Below are 16,300 nucleotides of genomic sequence, written 5' to 3' on the forward strand. Positions count from 1 at the left end.
GGGAAGAGACGGATATAGAGGATATAAATGATATAATGCTGAAAATATTTCTTAAATTATTGTTGTTAAAGAAAGGCCTAGACGAGGGAAGAATAAAGGTAGAGGTAGAAAAGATATTCTGGCAGATGAGAGAGATGGAGAGGGGATATAGCTATCTGCAGGTGAGTATAATAGAATATATATTAGGAGCGGTAGAAAAAATAGATGAGGAAATCCTTATAGAATGTATAGAGAAAATACTGCCTGAGAGGAGGGAGGATTTAATGACCTTAGCGGAGAAGTGGAGAAGAGAGGGTATGGAGGAAGGGATAAGGAAAGGTATAGAGCAAGGTATAGCTAAAGGTATAGAAAAAGGTATAGAAAAAGGTATAGAAAAAGGTATAGAAAAAGCGGCGCTGAATGCTTTGCGAGAAGGATTAGATGTAAAACTTATTTCTAGATTGACGGGACTTTCGGTAGAGAGAATAGAGGAGTTAAAGAAAAATTTGAATTAAAGAGTACAGGGGATGGTTGTTAGCAAAAAGGTTAAAAATGACTCGGGAAAACTTTTTTTGCTGTTTTATAAGGGGAATTTGCCTCTACTGCACGACTTGAACAGAAATATAGCATTAGTGGTATTGGTGAATCCTGGGAATAAGATTATTGCCAGATAAAGGGGAATAGTCTTCTTCCAAAACGGAATGAAATGCCTCTATATGCGCATTCATATTAGAAGTTTTTACGGGTATTCTCTCATGTATCAATTTTAATTCCTGGCAAGTTTTATCAAATTTAGCTAACATAAACTGTGATCCATTATCAGTAAAAATGGCTGCCAACAATGACTTTGTTGACAGCCTGACGAGATATTTACTTGTTTCAAGTAAGTAAATATTCCCTTTTTTGTTTGGGTAGTTTTTTAAAAAATAGCACCTCCAAATACCCAGCCTAGATAAAAAATGCCCAGTATAGCTATGATGTGCCAGATCCACCAGCCGGCTCTTAGAAAATTAAAAGTTCCAAGATCGTAGCCGGTCTCGGTTTTTTCAAATTTTATGGTATTGTTGCCATTAGCATTTTCGCCGTTCAAATCAGCTCCTCCTTTCAATTTGTAAAATTTGTTATTTATGATTTGCCTGTTATTACTATTTCCCCCAAAAACGCTTTTTTATGCAGGCTAAAAAATTTGACAATCAGGCGTAAATCCATACAATATAGGTAGCCAGCGAACTTGCACAATAATGTGCACATATAAAAGGAGGAGTCTAATGGAGATTAGATATGATGAGCTGCTTAATCCGACTGTAGCTAGGCTTTTAAAGACTTTCAGGTTAGATAAAGATTATGTATATGGAGAAGGCAATTATCTTACCGATCAGGATGGGGTACGTTATCTTGATTTTATTGCGCAGTATGGAGCTATACCTTTTGGCTATAACCCGGAATTTATATGGGAAGCTCTGGACAGGGTGCGCCGGAATAAAATACCCAGCCTCACCCAGCCGTCACTGCCGGGAGAAGCTTTGCGGCTGGCTCGCAAACTTATGGAACTATCTCCGGGGGATCTTACTTATTCTACTTTCTGCCAGAGCGGAGCGGAGGCAGTAGAAGCGGCTATTAAGCTGGCAAGGTCAGCTACGGGAAGGAAGATAATAGTTTCGACTATAAAAAGTTTTCATGGGAAAACCTTGGGAGCGCTTTCGGCTACTGGAAGGGAGGTTTATCAGACTCCTTTTGGAGCGCCGGTTCCTGGTTTTGTGCATATACCTTATAATGATATAGAAGCTTTGGAAAAGGTGCTGCGCGAGTATGAAGGAGAAATAGCCGGTTTTATTGTAGAGCCGGTACAGGGAGAAGGAGGGATGATTCCTGCCCAACCGGGATATTTAAAGAAAGCAGAAGAGTTATGCCGAAAATACGGGGTTGTTTTTGTTGTGGATGAAATTCAAACGGGACTGGGACGTACGGGCTATCTTTTTGCCTGTGAGGAAGAAGGGGTAGAGCCAGATGTGATGCTTCTGGCTAAAGCGCTGGGAGGGGGGCTGGTTCCTCTGGGGGTATGTTTAAGCTCCCCCCGCGTATATAATGATGATTTTGGATCCTTACACAGCTCAACCTTTGCCAATAATAATCTTACCTGTGCGGTAGGTCTTGCAGTTTTGGACTATCTTACCCGGGATAACCGCCGTTTTATAGAAGAGGTTAAGGCTAAAGGAGATTATCTTTTAGAAAAGGCTTATGCGCTGGGAAGGAAATATCCCGAGGTTATCAAAGAGGTCCGGGGCAAAGGCCTTATGGTAGGGATAGAGTTTTATGAATTTTGTGATTGCGGATCTTTTGATATGGCCTATCTGGCTGATGTTAAAGGATTTACCGCTCTTTTAGCTGGATTTTTGCTGAATGTTTATAATATAAGGCTGGCCCCGTTTCTTAATAATCCCATGACTTTAAGGCTGGAGCCTCCTCTTACGGTAACCTACAGCGAGATAGATTATGTGATGGAGGCTTTAGAAAAGGTTTGCCAGATACTAGAAAAGAGGGATTATGCCAAACTTTACCGTTATCTATTGGGAGATTATGCCAAACCGGAAAAAATAGATGATTATCGGGGGATAAGCAGGAAGATTAAAGGTTCTTCTTTGCAGGAAGGAGAAGAGGCTACAGAAAAATTTGCCTTTATCATCCATTATCCGGGACCGGAAGATGTGGTGATCAATAATCCTTCTTTTGCTTCTTTTAGCCGGGAAGAGCTTTACCGGTTTATGGACTGGCAGACTTCTTATGATGAACCCGGAGTAGTATGCCATATGCCGGCTATAAGGTCTAAGACAGGAAAAATTGCGCAGGGCTGGCTTATAGGTATACCTTACGGCGGCAAGCAAATAATGAGTCTGCCGCGTGAAGTTACGGTAGAGGCAGTACAGAAAGCAGTTGATCTGGGAAGAGACCTGGGGGCCAGGATAGTAGGATTAGGAGCCTTGTCATCCGTAGTTACCAGAGGCGGAAGAGCGGTACAGGGAAGAGGGGTAGCAGTTACCAGCGGTAACAGTTTTACGACGATAATGGCGCTGGAAGCTTTGTTCTTGGGAGCCGGGAAAATGCATATAGATGTGCCGAAATCCCGGGGGGCAGTAGTGGGAGCTACTGGCTCTATTGGCCGGGCTTGTGCTCTTATTATGTCAGAAGAGGTAAGATATATTACCCTCCTTGGTAATCCGGAACATCCAGTGAGCAGCAAAAACCGGCTCAATTCTCTGCTTAATGAGATGCTGGCTTATGCTTACCGCCGAAGAAAGGAAGGGAAGATAAAAGGCTTGAGTGCCTGGCTGGATGAGGTGTTAAGCCTCTTGGAGCGCAAAAATGATGAAAAAGCACGCGAACTGAAGAATAAATGGGAGATGAACAATGATTTTAGTATGGAGCTTCTGCAGGAAATCTGCGATTATTTGGGGATAAGCTTACCGGTAAACTTCAGCCTGGATATTGAAAATACTTTGCCCAGGTGTGATCTTATAATTGCGGCCAGCAATTCTCCGGACTATATAATTTATCCTCATCACCTTAAACCGGGAGCGGTAGTTTGCGATGTAGCAAGACCGGCTGATGTTTCTCCTGAAGTCCTGGATAAGAGGGATGATGTGCTGATTTTGGAAGGAGGGCTGGTTGAGTATCCTGACCCGGTAGTTTTCGGGCCTAATTTTGGCTATCGGGATGGTGTGAGCCTGGCCTGTCTTTCGGAAACAGTTCTTCTGGCTCTGGAAGGTGATTATAATGATTACAGTATAGGAAGCAAGCTTTCTTTGGAAACGGTGGCTTATTTGCGAGGTTTGGGCGAAAAGCATGGCTTTAAGCTGGCAGGATTGGTAATGGGAGGACGGGAAGTAACCGATGAAGATATAGAGAGGATTTATAATAATGCCCTGCGCATGAAAAAAGCAGAAAGTATTTAATTATAGCAAGATATAATTTAAGGTAAAGCTTTAAACAGGCTTTACTTTTTTTGGGACTGATGTAAGCTATAAAGAAACAGGTAAAATGTGAGGGGGAATAGAGGTGGAAGCTCAACCTATAACTATTCGCAAAAATGGCAAGTGGTATTACGGGCAGGCTGAGATGTTTAGACGCAACATACTTAATATCCTGGCTAGCCATATAAAAAGAGATGATAAGGGTAATTACTATATAGAAATGGGCGAAGAAAGAAACCCTCTGATTGTGGAAGATGTCCCTTTTTATGCTATCGGCATAACGGAAGAAGCGGGAAAGATTAAACTGGTGTTTCATGATTTGCAAGAGATGCTGCTGGATAAGGAGATGAAAATAATATTTAAAGGCGATGTTCCCTATATTACTTTTAAGTGGGAAGGGGATACCCGTCTGAGCCGGGGAGTTTATTGGAAATTGAGCGATTATTTTGATTTTCGGGGTGAAGATGTCTATATAGTGCCTCCCGGCCTTAATAAATGTTAGAAAGTGAGGTAAAAAAGTGGCTCTAAAGGTTATCACCGATACTTCCTGCGATTTGCCCGAGGAAGAACTGGAAAAATACGGTATAGAGATGGTGCCTTTAAAGGTTACTTTTGATGATGGCAAGACTTACCTGGATCGCTTTGAACTTAATCCTCGCCTGTTTGTGGAAAAAATGCGCCGTTCGAAAATTTTACCCAAAACGGCAGCACCTGATCCTCATACCTTGATAGAATATTTTGAACGGGGACTTAAGGAAGCGGGGGAAGTTATTTTTGTCAGCATATCTTCAGGGCTCAGCAGCACCTATCAGGCTGCTTGTCTGGCTAAAGATATGCTTAAAACTGATAAGATTAAAATATTTGATACCCTTACTGCTTCTCTGGGAACCGGGATAATGGCGATTAAGGCTTGTGAAATGGGCCTTAAGGGATTAAGTCTGGAAACCATAGTTAGAGAGATGGAAAAAATAAGAAAGGAAAGAGAAGTGATTTTTACCCTGGATACCCTGGAAAATGTAGTTAAAGGCGGAAGGCTCAGCCGCCTGGAAGGCCTGGCAGCTGACTTTTTGCACATAAAGCCTATTTTGCGGGGAAATGCTAAAGGGGTGCCTGAAATCGTAGAAAAAGTAAGGGGACGTAAAAAGGCAATAAAGAGAATGGTAGAAATGGTGGAAGAGATAGCAGGTCAGGTTATGGGGAGCAAAATAGTAGGGATAAGCCATGTAAACTGCCTGGAGGAAGCCCATCAGCTTGCGGAACAGATAAAAAACCGCTTTAACCCGCGAAAAATGATAGTATCAGATATGAGTGCTACAGTTGGCACCTATGCGGGAGAAGGCGGTTTGATGATTAATTTTTAATCTTACAGCCTGCTTATATGGGGAGGCCGAAAATATTTTTCATCTATTTTTAATGCTTCATCGATCTGGTGGAGCATTTTTTCTTTATCCTGCGGCAGCTTTCCCTGTATATTCCAGTAGTTGGATACATGATCGCTTAGTACTATGCTTCCTTCACATTCCAGATGGGATATGAGCAGGCGTACTTCTTTTAAGGCTTCATGCGGGCTTAAGAGTTTGAATATGCCTTTTTTATAATCTTCGTAAAGAGGAGTAAAAGGTACCGGTACATAAGTACGCAGGCGGATAAACTCGGGACTAAAAGCGTTTAAGGTACGGGCACTGTTAACGGCATGGCTGGTGCTGAGTTCTTTGCCCCCGATTCCTACCAGATAGTATTCGCTGACTTCGATACCGGCTGCTTTCAGCTTAAGGCCGGCACGAATAATCTGTTCGGAGCTAGTTCCTTTGCATATATTAGCCAGTACAGTATCATCACCGCTTTCCATGCCGGTATGTACCCGCGTAAGCCCTGCTTCTTTCAGCCTTAATAAATCCTGTTCGCTTTTTTTATCTACAAAGCGGGCCGAGCCGTAAACAGTTATGCGTTTGAGGCGGGGAAAAAGCTCATGGGCATAGCTGAATATTTCCACCAGCTGATCTGTTTTCATAATTATGGTATTACCATCGGGGAAAAAGATGGATTCTACTATGTCGCCATAGTAGTGGCGTGCTGCCAGAAGGTCTTCTTTTATTTCTTCTACCGGCCTTATGCGGAATTTTGTATTCTTGTACATGGCGCAAAAGGTGCATTTGTTATGCGGACAGCCGATAGTAGCCTGGATTAATAAGCTGTTTGCTTCACTGGGCGGGCGATAGATAGTTCCTTCATACCGCATTTATAAAAACCTCCTTTCTTTATTTAGATTACTACATAATGGGATAGTTTTAAATATAAAGGAAAATTAGAGGTTGTTTTGTTTTAAAATTAATTATATGATAAAAAAAACTGAAGTTAGTTCTAAAAGGCACAAAATAAACAAGATTATGAATAATCAGGCAGAGGAAAGAAAAGTATGATAAAGGTACTTATCGTAGATGATGACCAAAGAGAAAGAATAGTTTTGCGCTATGTCTTAGAACAGTTCAGTGAAATAGAAATAGTAGGTGAAGCTGTACACGGGCTAGAAGCTTTGCTTTTTTGCCAGGAAAAGAAGATCGATCTGGTTTTTTTAGATATCGGGATGCCGGAGATGGGAGGTTTAGAAACAGCTTCCAAGCTTAAGACCTTAAAGGAGCCGCCCCTTTTTGCCTTTGTTACCGCTAAAAGGGAGATGGCGGTAGAAGCATTTGAACTGGGGGCTTTGGATTATATAATAAAACCGATTGAACAGAACCGGCTGGCTAAGACTATTGAACGGGCTAAATACAGGATGGCCCATAAAGATATCATTGATCAGTTAGTGCGGAATAAGCTAAAAGAGCGTATTGATTTTATGCTGGAAAGATATAAAAGCCATGAAGTATATGCTAACAAGCTCCCGATAAGGGAAAAAGGCAAAATTACCCTGGTACCTCAGGAAAATATTATTTACTGCGAAAGCCAGGGTAAGAAAGTTATCATCTGTACTAAAGATGAGACTTATGCCAGCAGTTATACATTGGGAGAGCTGGAAAACAGGTTAGATGATATTCATTTCTTCAGGGCTCATCAGGCTTTTATCGTAAATCTCAACTATATAAAAGAAATAATAAACTTTGGGGAAGGGTCTTATATTTTAAAACTGGATGGCTGCCCCAAAAATATTATCTTAAGCCGATCCCGGGCTAAAGTTTTGCGGCAGAGGATGGGGATTTAGCGAAATATTTACTGATAAATAAAACGGGCAGCTAATAGCTAAAAAAAGCATTTTATACCTTTTTTTATACCATTTATACTAGTTGTCTGAAATATCAGAAAAGAACAAAAAGGCTATTTTCAGGAGATTTGCGGAAAGGAATACCTTTAAAATCTCCTTTTTTTTACTTGCAATGTAATTTTGTTATTAAAATAACAAGGTAGGACCAAATATTCCCGTTTACCTGCTGATTATGACTAGAATAGAGAAAAAAATCACAAGATGCTATATAGTTAAAATAGAGGCGAGGAACGGGGATCATATAAAGGAAGGAGGAAGAGCGGCAAATAAAGGTTCTTGCTTCTAGCTAGGAGATCAATTATAACAGAGTATAAGCTTCGGAAAGTTTTTGATAGGGGGAATGATTTATGGTACCCTTTTACAGATTGGAACGGTATGATGGCAATGCAGCCCTTTTTGACATGGTACTTATGTCTATAGTATCTACCTATGCAGGGGAGCCGCTGCATATTCATGCTGAAGGTTTGCGCGGGACGGGTAAGACTACTATAATGCGGGCAGCTAAAGATATTTTGCCCAACATAACCCGTATAAAAGGCTGTATTTATAATTGTGATCCGGAAAATCCTCATTGTCCGGAGCACCGAAATATGACCAAAGAAGAAATCATGAGAATTGGCACCGAAGAGATACCCATGCCTTTTTTAGAAATTTCGCATTCAGCAAAAGTGGGCACAGTAGCCGGTAGTATTGACTTAAGCCAGCTTACAGATCGTCTTCACCCTGAAGCACGTCTTTTGCCAGGACTTATACCTCAAGCCCATCGAGGAATAATATTTGTTGATGAGATAAACCGCCTAGCAGATACTTCTCCAGAAATTACCGATATTTTACTTGATGTTATGGGAAATAAACCAGGGCATATTCAAATTGAAGAAGCAGGGCTTCCGGTAGTTGATATTACCGTAAATGTTTCGGTATGGGCGGCTTCTAACCCTGATGAAGAACCGGGGCCTTTGGAAGAAATAAGAAGACAGCTTTCCGACCGTTTTGACATGGTTTGTTATATGGGAAGGCCTAATTCAGTTGATATTCTGGCTAATATTTTAAGAGAAAATTCTCACTGCGGTAAATTAAATAAATCTTTCCGCAAAACTGATCCCGAATATGACAGGCAGCAAAATGATAAATACCGGCAGAATATAATTAAATGGGCACAAACTTATATGCAGACTGATTTGCCTGATTTCCTGCGCAATTTTATTGCCCGGCTTTACATTAAGCATAATCTGGAAAGTATAAGGGCTATTGAGGCTATGCAGCAGGGAGCAGTTCTGCACAGTATTATAAAAGGACGCAATACTCCTATTGTTAATGATGTAACTTACATGATACCCCTGGTATTAAAACATCGTATTGATGGGGATGCCCTGGTACGGCTTATGAATGAGGTTGATGCGCGGGGGGTAAGGGATGGCATTCTTAATTTTAAAGGGCGCAAGAAAAAGCAAAGTGAAGAGGTAGATGTCGATTATTTTAAACAAACAGGCCGCCCTCTTAAAGATATGACCAGGAGTGAACTTATAAATACGGAAAAGAGCCTAACCCCATCGGATTTTTAGGAGGAGGAGCATATGGGTGATAATGCACATGTGGATAAGGCGGTTTCGGTGGGCAACTATTTAAACCTTTACCTGGGCCAGAATCAAGGGGTAAGATTGGGAGAAAGCGTAGTGGTAAGCCGTAAGGCTCACAGCCGGATGCCGGAAAAGAAAATAAAGGGGCAGATAAAAATATTAACCAACCGGGATGCCGGCAAAACCTACCTGGATTTTGTAGAAGAAAACCAGGTGGTACACATAGATGTATATCATAAGCCGGGAGATGTTTATGCCGAAGATGTGGCGCGCGGCATCTACCAGGCGGTTTACAAATATTTTCTCGAGCGGGATCCCCAGCTTAAATATGCGGAAGATGAACTTTACAAAATGGTGGCTGTTTATTACCACAAGATATATATTGTAACCAACCAGGGAAAAGGCCTATTATATGACCTCTTGCAGGATAAGGTGTCTCCAGTGGTGGCAGGAGAAGAAGGATATGATCATGTGCATATTCTGGCCCGGCTGAATTGTGATGAATACTATCTGGTATATGTAATAGCTGAAGCGGTGGAGGAGGTAATATTAGCTTCGGAAGTGAAACTGGCCCGGGTCAGAAATATAGTACACGGTCTGCAAAAGCAAAAGGAGGATAGTTTTGCCGGATATATTAAACTGCCGTGGAAGCGGTTTAAGGGGCAGAAGGCTGCTTCTTTGCCGGAAAAAGAGAATGTAAATCAGCTTATCGTGAAACTGGCGGAAAAATTCGGTGGGGTTGAAGAAATCGAAGAGTTTATGGAATCATATTCTACCAATATTTTTAAGCGTAAAGGGATAGACCAGCAGAAGAAAAAATGGGGCGATGTAGAACACTATATTGAGCAGCTGGAAGAGCTAGGAATTTTAAAAGATACTCCGGCCGGCAAGATATTAACCCGCAAAGGGCAGGAATTAAAAGAGTATATAATAAATCACAAATGTGAACTGGAAACGGAAATAAGGAGAAGTATCCGCAAAATGCCTGCCGGGGGAAGCGGACGCTTTAATAAACTGGGGAGCTGTGATTTTAAAAGCCACCGCATTGAATATATCAATCGCAATAAAACCGTAAATAATCCTCAAAACTGGACAGGAGATCTGGCCGTACCGGAGAGTATTGTCCAGGCTAAAAAAAATAGTTTCTTTAGAGGCGATAGTGATTTTACTATAAGAAAGGAAGACCTTCATTATTACAAAAAGAGGACTTATGTGCCTGTTAATGTATGTATACTTCTTGACAGTTCAGGCAGTATGGCGGGAGAAAAAAGGCAGGCTGCCTGTTATTTAGCTCAGCATCTTTTGCTATCAGGTAAAGAAAAAGTGGCAGTAGTAACTTTTCAGGAAAGGAGCAGCCGGGTAGTTGTACCTTTTACCCGCAAGGAAAGTGAGCTTAAAAAGGGGCTGGCGACGATAAATCCAGCAGGCTTAACCCCAATGGCGCATGGAATCATGAAGGCTCTAGAGCTTATTAAGGAGAGCCGGATAAAAAATCCTCTTCTGGTTTTGATTACGGATGGGGTGCCCAATGTTCCTTTATGGACTCTGGATGCCAAAGCGGATACTTTGCGGGCGGCTTCTTTTATTGCGAAGGAAGATATAAGGCTGGTATGCATAGGGGTAGCCTCTAACCGCAGCTTTTTAGAAAAGGTGGCGGAAAAAGGGGAAGGGATTTTATATTTTGTGGATGATCTTAACCGGGATAATCTGATAAATATTGTAAGACATGAGAAAAAAGAGATGTTAAAAGGCAGGCAGATGGCATAAAAAAGAGTATCAATTTAAAAAAGACATTTAAAATTATTATTGACATGATTCTGTATAATAGTATACAATACAAAGTAACCGAATACTGTTGCACGTTGGTACAACCTGTAGTTTGCTTTAATAACTCCTCCTTCATGTAGAGCACCATGTGGTGCTCTCTTTTTTATGGCCTGTCTTATTTTTTAAGGCATATTTCTGTCCTTTTTTAAGTATTTTATAGAGAAGAAGTACCTGAAGGGGATGGGAGATATGCTTAGAAAATTTGGTTTTATAATGATTCTGGTTATTTTAGCTGTTTGTCTCCTGAGCGGGGGGTGTATTACAGAGGATAAGGATGTACCTACTTTAAAAGAGCTTATAAAGATTTCCCGTACTGATGATTATGGGAAAGATATTCTGGAAAAGATCAGAGAAAAAACCAAGGAGAATAAAAATGTTAAAGATAATGAAGTTCCTGAAGGAGAAGGGAAAGGGACAGAGGATACTATAAAGGTAGACCTCTATTTTGTAAAAAGTGATAAAAGCGGATTGGAAATAGAAGAAAGATATATAGAGCGCCGGGAAGGTATTGCCCGGCTTACGGTGGGAGAACTTATTAAGGGGCCAGAGGATCCAGGTTTTATAAATATTTTTCCGCCCGGGAGCCGGCTTTTAGATATAAATGTAAAGCCTGATGGGGTTTGTATAGTTGATTTGAGTTCTGAGGTGGCAGGGGTAAGAAACAGCCGGGAAGAAAAACTGATGGTTTATGCCCTGGTCAATACTTTAGCCCAGTTTCCAACTATCGATCAGGTAGCTATAAGAGTGGAAGGGAAAAAGGTAGATACGGTAGCCGGTTATGTAAAATGGCCGGAAGCTATAACTCCTGATTACAATATGTAAAATCAACCCCCCTCTTTTTAAAAAGGGGGTTTTTGTATAACAGCCCAAGTTTATGTAGAATATATTTAACAAAAATGATAAATTATTTATTGAGTTTGTTTCTGTTTAATTTTGCTAAAGAGGTGTTTTTTTTAGTGGATAAAACAAAGCCTATAGGGATTTTTGATTCCGGGGTGGGGGGGCTTACGGTAGTAAGGGCACTTATGGAAGAGATGCCAAGCGAGAGTTTTATTTATTTTGGCGATACAGCTCATCTCCCTTATGGAGATAAAACCAGGGAGGAGCTGTTTAGTTATGCCTACCGTATTCTTGATTTTATGCAAAAAAACGAGGTAAAAGCAGTAATTGTCGCCTGTGGTACTCATTCAGCTGTGACTCTGCCCAGGCTGGAAAAAGAATACCCTTTCCCTATTTTAGGGGTGGTAAAGGCAGGAGCGAGGGCGGCCGCTAAAATAAGCATCAAGGGAAAGATTGGGGTTATTGCTACTCAGGCTACGGTCAATAGCCTGGCTTATACCAGAAACATAAAAGAGATAGATTATCGCCTGGAGGTATATGAAAAGGCTTGCCCGCTTTTTGTTCCCTTGATTGAAGGAGGTTATCTGGAAGGAGAAGAGATAAGGAGAGTAGCAGCTGAATATATAACTCCTCTGTTAAAGAAAGATATTGATACCCTTATATTAGGCTGTACTCATTATCCTTTTTTAAGCGGGGTAATAAAAGATTTGGTAGGAGATGATGTTATACTGGTAGATCCGGCCTGGGAAACGGTAGCCGAGGTAAAGGGGATTTTGCAGGCGAAAAATCTAATACAGGATAAACTTGCTTCTCCCTGGCACCAGTTTTATGTAAGTGGAGATAACTGCTCTTTTTTTAAGGTGGGGAGAAGGCTTATAGGAGAGGTCATAGATAAGGTAGAGAGAATAAATTTAGCATGAGGTAGGGAAAATGGGCAGAATAGGATTTACTACTACTATACCGGTGGAGATTATTCTGGCTGCCGGCAAGGAGCCGGTGGATTTGAACAATGTATTTATAACTTCTACCAGAGCAGGGGAAATGGTAGAAATGGCGGAAGAGGCCGGATATCCCCGCAATACCTGTGGGTGGATAAAAGGGCTTTATGCAGCTGCTCTGGAAAATGATCTGGAAGCGGTAATAGCTGTTATGCATGGGGACTGTAGCAATACCCTGGCCCTTATGGAAACCCTGGAGATAAAGGGGATAAAGATAATACCTTTTGCTTTTCCCTATGTCAGGGAAAGAGAGATGATAGAACATAATATAAACCGCCTTATGAACTATTTTGGTGTAAGTAGTGAACAGGTGGAACAGGTGAGGAAAAGGCTGGATGCCGTAAGAAGGCTTTGTCATAAGATAGATGAAATGACCTGGAAGGACAACTTGGTATCAGGTTTTGAAAATCATTATTATCTGGTTTCTTCCAGCGATTTTAACGGTGATCCGGAAAAATATGAGGAGGAGATTAAAGCTTTTATAGCCAGAGCTTCCAGGCGCCAGCCTTATAAAGATACACTGCGGCTGGCTTACATAGGTGTTCCGCCTATATTTACCGATCTTTATCAGGTACTGGAAGAAATGGGGGCCCGCGTGGTGTACAATGAAGTGCAAAGGCAGTTTGCTATGCCTTTTGTGTCTGATGATATATATGAACAATACCTTAAATATACTTATCCTTATGGGGCTTTTGCCCGGCTGGAAGATATACAGCAAGAAATAGAAAGGAGAGGGGTAGATGGTGTAATTCACTATACCCAGACCTTCTGCTTCCGGCAGATTGAGGACTTGATTTATCGGGAAAAGATAAAATTGCCTTTTCTAACGCTGGAAGGAGACAAGCCGGGAAAGCTGGATGCCCGCAGCCGTATGCGGCTGGAAGCTTTTATAAACATGCTTAAGAGATAAGGACAGGGTGATGTTGATGCTGGGAATAGATCTGGGGTCCCGCAGTGTAAAAATAGTGCAGATGAAAGAAGGAGAAATCTTTAAGAGCCAGGTGTATGATACTATCTGGTTTTACCGCCGTTATGCGGGTAAAGGAAAAGGGGCTCTTAAAGTAAATGTAGAAGAATTAGGTTTTAGTGATGACAGGATAGTAGCTACCGGGTATGGCAAGATTACTATCCAGATTGCTGGAGCTATTAAGATACCTGAAATTCAGGCTCATGTAAAAGGAGCCCTGTGGCAAAGCGGGCTAAAAGATTTTACCCTTATCGATATAGGGGGGCAGGATACCAAGGTTATAAAGGTGCGGGAAGGAGAAGCGGTGGATTTTATGACTAATGACCGCTGTGCGGCCAGCTCGGGCAGGTATATGGAAAATATGGCCTCTATTCTGGGGATAAGCCTTGCTGAACTTGCTTCTTACAGCGAACATCCGGTAGAGCTTAATTCCACCTGTGCTATTTTTGGGGAAACAGAAATAATTGCCAGAATAGTAGAGGGCTACTCGGTACCGGAACTGGCAGCCGGGGTTAATTATGCACTTTACCGTCGCTTTGCTTCTTATTTAAAGAAGATGGCAAGTGAGGTGCTGCTTTTTTCCGGGGGAGGAGCTTTTAATCAGGCCCTTCTTGATATAACCGCCAGGGAAACGGGAGCTAAGGTAATAAGGCTTTCTTATCCTCAGCTTAACGGGGCTATCGGATGCTGTGTATATGGAGATGAAAAGCTATGCAGTTTACAGTAGTAGGTTGCTGGGCACCTTATCCCCGGATAGGAGAGGCCTGCTCAGGGTACCTGGTGCAGGAAGGGGATACGGCTTTGCTTTTAGACTGCGGACACGGGGTTTTTTCCTCTCTGGGCCGGTATATAGACTATAATTTCCTTACAGGAGTTTTTATAAGCCATTTTCACCCTGATCATTATGTGGATTTATATGCTTTAAGACATGCCCTCAGGGGGGCTTTTATGCTGAAAAGGCGTATAGAAAAGCTTAAGGTTTTTATGCCGGATGAACCGCACAGGGAGTATGCATACTTTAAGCAGGTTCCAGAATTCGAGGTCATAAAGGTAGAAAACGGTTTGAAGTGCAGACTGGGAAGTATAGATCTTGAATTTTTCTCCACCAGGCATGCCCTGCCTGCTTATGGTTTACTGGCAGAGAGTAAAGGGAAAAAGGTTTTTTATACCGGTGATACTTCTTTGTTTCCTGGTCTTTACCAGGGAAAAGAGGGTATAGACCTTTTGGTAGCAGAGTGTACCCTTTTTAAGGGGGAGACTTCTTATGCGGCCCAGACCGGGCATATGACTACCTGCGATGTAGCCCTCCTGGCTGAGCATTTAAAAGCGAGGAGGCTTCTGGCTACTCACTTTTGGCCGGAATACCAGATAGAAAAACTTAAAGGGGAAATAGAAGAGGGATATAAGGGAAGCCTTTTTATGGCCCAGGCAGGTTTTAAAATCGAGATATAGATAGATGGAGATGATGGGATGCGCAAGGTAAAGGCAGAAGATATAAAGAACCGGGTATGTGAAGCTGTGATAGAAGCTAATATCAAGCTGCCTCCGGATATAAGAAAGGCTCTGGAAAAGGCTCGGGAAGAAGAAGAGGGGACGGCCCGCAAGATACTGGAGATATTACTCACCAATGCAGATATGGCTTTAAAAGAAAGGATGCCTTTATGTCAGGATACAGGAATGGTAGTGGTAGAGGTTAAGCTGGGACAGGAAGTAGAGATAACCGGAGGAAGCCTTAAAGAGGCGATAAATGAAGGGATAAGGGAAGGATACCGGAAGGGCTATTTTAGAGCTTCGGTAGTAAATGACCCTATTTTAAGAAAAAATACCGGTGATAATACTCCGGGTATAATTCATATGGAGATGGTGCCCGGGGAAAATATAGAGATAATTGTTTTGCCCAAGGGAGCGGGGAGTGAAAATATGGGCCGGGTAGCTATGTTAAAACCGCTTAAGGGGGTAGAAGGAATAAAAGAGTTTGTCCTTCAGGCGGTAAAAGAAGCAGGTTCTAATCCCTGCCCGCCCCTCATTGTAGGGGTAGGTGTGGGTGGTAATATGGAAAAGGCGGCTTATCTGGCGAAAAAAGCGCTTATGAGGCCTGTTGATATAAGAAATGAGAGAGAAGATATTAAAAGGCTGGAAGAAGAACTTCTTTATGCTATTAATGCCTTAAATATTGGCCCCCAGGGTTTGGGAGGCAAAACTACCGCCCTGGCCGTAAATATAGAAACTTATCCTACGCATATAGCCAGCCTTCCGGTAGCGGTAAACCTGGGATGTCATGCTACCAGAAGGGCAGGGTTTGTAATTTAGGGAGTGAGAGTATGAAAGTGATTAAAGCACCGGTTAGTGATGAAGATATATTAAGCCTCAAAGCAGGCGAAGAGGTACTGGTAGAAGGTATTGTTTATGCAGCCCGGGATGCTGCCCATAAGCGCATGGTAGAAGCCTTGCAAAGAAGAGAGCCCCTTCCTTTTGCTATCGAAGGACAGATTATATATTATGTAGGTCCCTGCCCTGCACCTCCGGGCAAGGTCATAGGATCGGCCGGGCCTACTACCAGTGGAAGGATGGACAGTTATACTCCTCCTCTATTAAGCCGGGGCCTTAAGGTGATGATCGGCAAGGGGGAACGCTCGCCTGAAGTGGTGGAAGCCATGAAAAGATATAAGGCTGTTTACCTGGCAACGATAGGAGGAGCCGGGGTTTATTTGGCCCACAAGGTGAAAGAGGTGGAGACGATAGCCTATGAAGATCTGGGACCGGAAGCTTTGCGCAAGTTCAGGGTAGAAAATTTCCCCTGTATCGTAGCTATAGATGCTGCGGGCAATAATATTTATAATAGATGATAGAAACTTATGGAAAAATAAATTTTATGGAGGTATTTT

Annotated in this window: 15 protein-coding genes and 2 pseudogenes; 14 read left to right on the forward strand and 3 right to left on the reverse strand. The window is 42.1% G+C overall.

Features of this window, described 5'->3' with window-relative positions; genetic code table 11:
• A pseudogene (locus tag BUB92_RS11515) lies at window positions 1-494 on the forward strand (Rpn family recombination-promoting nuclease/putative transposase); the annotation flags it as partial.
• A 168-nt stretch (window positions 495-662) separates the two neighbouring features.
• Here BUB92_RS11515 and BUB92_RS11810 read toward each other — a convergent pair.
• Window positions 663-818 (reverse strand): annotated as a pseudogene (locus tag BUB92_RS11810) (IS3-like element ISHahy4 family transposase); the annotation flags it as partial.
• A gap of 80 nt (window positions 819-898) precedes the next feature.
• A complete protein-coding gene (locus BUB92_RS11520) occupies window positions 899-1,069 on the reverse strand; it encodes a hypothetical protein (RefSeq protein ID WP_159432307.1) in 171 nt (56 codons plus the stop codon).
• Between the two features lie 178 nt (window positions 1,070-1,247).
• On the opposite strand from BUB92_RS11520, the gene BUB92_RS04940 reads away from it, so the two are divergent.
• The 3 genes from BUB92_RS04940 (at window position 1,248) to BUB92_RS04950 (ending at window position 5,308) form a co-directional block, all read left to right on the forward strand.
• Entirely contained in the window at window positions 1,248-3,929 is a 2,682-nt protein-coding gene (locus BUB92_RS04940; protein ID WP_073090899.1) for an aminotransferase class III-fold pyridoxal phosphate-dependent enzyme, read from the forward strand.
• A 103-nt stretch (window positions 3,930-4,032) separates the two neighbouring features.
• Window positions 4,033-4,449 carry a DUF1285 domain-containing protein gene (locus tag BUB92_RS04945; protein WP_242939005.1) on the forward strand — a complete coding sequence of 139 codons (417 nt, stop codon included), beginning with the start codon at window positions 4,033-4,035 and terminating at the stop codon, window positions 4,447-4,449.
• Window positions 4,450-4,465: 16 nt separating this feature from the next.
• Window positions 4,466-5,308, forward strand: coding sequence for a DegV family protein (locus BUB92_RS04950; RefSeq protein ID WP_073090904.1), 843 nt, complete (start codon window positions 4,466-4,468; stop codon window positions 5,306-5,308).
• 2 nt (window positions 5,309-5,310) lie between these two features.
• Here the strand turns inward: BUB92_RS04950 and BUB92_RS04955 are convergent, their stop codons facing one another.
• The gene (locus BUB92_RS04955; protein WP_073090907.1) at window positions 5,311-6,186 is read right to left on the reverse strand and encodes a radical SAM protein; all 876 of its coding nucleotides are present in this window, start codon (window positions 6,184-6,186) and stop codon (window positions 5,311-5,313) included.
• 177 nt (window positions 6,187-6,363) lie between these two features.
• Here BUB92_RS04955 and BUB92_RS04960 point away from each other — a divergent pair, with 177 nt between their 5' ends.
• The 10 genes from BUB92_RS04960 to BUB92_RS05005 all read left to right on the forward strand — a co-directional run bounded on the left by BUB92_RS04960 (window position 6,364) and on the right by BUB92_RS05005 (window position 16,261).
• Entirely contained in the window at window positions 6,364-7,146 is a 783-nt protein-coding gene (locus tag BUB92_RS04960; RefSeq protein ID WP_073090910.1) for a LytR/AlgR family response regulator transcription factor, read from the forward strand.
• A 407-nt stretch (window positions 7,147-7,553) separates the two neighbouring features.
• Entirely contained in the window at window positions 7,554-8,768 is a 1,215-nt protein-coding gene (locus BUB92_RS04965) for a magnesium chelatase ATPase subunit I (protein ID WP_073090913.1), read from the forward strand.
• 12 nt (window positions 8,769-8,780) lie between these two features.
• On the forward strand, window positions 8,781-10,550 hold the full coding sequence (locus BUB92_RS04970; protein ID WP_073090916.1) for a vWA domain-containing protein: 1,770 nt from the start codon (window positions 8,781-8,783) through the stop codon (window positions 10,548-10,550).
• A gap of 249 nt (window positions 10,551-10,799) precedes the next feature.
• Window positions 10,800-11,432, forward strand: a complete 633-nt coding sequence (locus BUB92_RS04975; RefSeq protein WP_073090920.1) for a GerMN domain-containing protein — start codon at window positions 10,800-10,802, stop codon at window positions 11,430-11,432.
• 134 nt (window positions 11,433-11,566) lie between these two features.
• Window positions 11,567-12,370 (forward strand): glutamate racemase, encoded by an 804-nt coding sequence (gene murI, locus BUB92_RS04980; RefSeq protein ID WP_073091044.1) that lies wholly within the window; start codon window positions 11,567-11,569, stop codon window positions 12,368-12,370.
• A gap of 10 nt (window positions 12,371-12,380) precedes the next feature.
• Window positions 12,381-13,358 carry a 2-hydroxyacyl-CoA dehydratase family protein gene (locus BUB92_RS04985; protein WP_073090924.1) on the forward strand — a complete coding sequence of 326 codons (978 nt, stop codon included), beginning with the start codon at window positions 12,381-12,383 and terminating at the stop codon, window positions 13,356-13,358.
• A 16-nt stretch (window positions 13,359-13,374) separates the two neighbouring features.
• Window positions 13,375-14,142 carry an acyl-CoA dehydratase activase gene (locus BUB92_RS04990; RefSeq protein ID WP_242939006.1) on the forward strand — a complete coding sequence of 256 codons (768 nt, stop codon included), beginning with the start codon at window positions 13,375-13,377 and terminating at the stop codon, window positions 14,140-14,142.
• A complete protein-coding gene (locus tag BUB92_RS04995; RefSeq protein ID WP_073090930.1) occupies window positions 14,127-14,867 on the forward strand; it encodes an MBL fold metallo-hydrolase in 741 nt (246 codons plus the stop codon). Before BUB92_RS04990 ends, BUB92_RS04995 begins: the two co-directional genes overlap by 16 nt.
• Window positions 14,868-14,885: 18 nt before the next feature.
• Complete coding sequence (locus BUB92_RS05000; protein ID WP_073090933.1) at window positions 14,886-15,725, forward strand: fumarate hydratase; 840 nt, start codon at window positions 14,886-14,888, stop codon at window positions 15,723-15,725.
• An 11-nt stretch (window positions 15,726-15,736) separates the two neighbouring features.
• Entirely contained in the window at window positions 15,737-16,261 is a 525-nt protein-coding gene (locus tag BUB92_RS05005; protein WP_073090936.1) for a Fe-S-containing hydro-lyase, read from the forward strand.
• The last annotated feature ends 39 nt before the right edge of the window (window positions 16,262-16,300 follow it).

Origin of the sequence: Thermosyntropha lipolytica DSM 11003 (assembly GCF_900129805.1) — a bacterium.
Classification (GTDB): Bacteria; Bacillota; Syntrophomonadia; order Syntrophomonadales; family Syntrophomonadaceae; genus Thermosyntropha; species Thermosyntropha lipolytica.

Bases quoted from the DNA above. Each gene is read 5' to 3' on its own strand.
- BUB92_RS04990 (WP_242939006.1), top strand. From the start codon at position 13,375: ATGCTGGGAATAGATCTGGGGTCCCGCAGTGTAAAAATAGTGCAGATG.
- BUB92_RS04985 (WP_073090924.1), top strand. From the start codon at position 12,381: ATGGGCAGAATAGGATTTACTACTACTATACCGGTGGAGATTATTCTG.
- BUB92_RS04955 (WP_073090907.1), bottom strand. From the start codon at position 6,186: ATGCGGTATGAAGGAACTATCTATCGCCCGCCCAGTGAAGCAAACAGC.
- BUB92_RS04995 (WP_073090930.1), top strand. From the start codon at position 14,127: ATGCAGTTTACAGTAGTAGGTTGCTGGGCACCTTATCCCCGGATAGGA.
- BUB92_RS04965 (WP_073090913.1), top strand. From the start codon at position 7,554: ATGGTACCCTTTTACAGATTGGAACGGTATGATGGCAATGCAGCCCTT.
- BUB92_RS04960 (WP_073090910.1), top strand. From the start codon at position 6,364: ATGATAAAGGTACTTATCGTAGATGATGACCAAAGAGAAAGAATAGTT.
- BUB92_RS04970 (WP_073090916.1), top strand. From the start codon at position 8,781: ATGGGTGATAATGCACATGTGGATAAGGCGGTTTCGGTGGGCAACTAT.
- BUB92_RS04940 (WP_073090899.1), top strand. From the start codon at position 1,248: ATGGAGATTAGATATGATGAGCTGCTTAATCCGACTGTAGCTAGGCTT.
- BUB92_RS05000 (WP_073090933.1), top strand. From the start codon at position 14,886: ATGCGCAAGGTAAAGGCAGAAGATATAAAGAACCGGGTATGTGAAGCT.
- BUB92_RS05005 (WP_073090936.1), top strand. From the start codon at position 15,737: ATGAAAGTGATTAAAGCACCGGTTAGTGATGAAGATATATTAAGCCTC.
- BUB92_RS04975 (WP_073090920.1), top strand. From the start codon at position 10,800: ATGCTTAGAAAATTTGGTTTTATAATGATTCTGGTTATTTTAGCTGTT.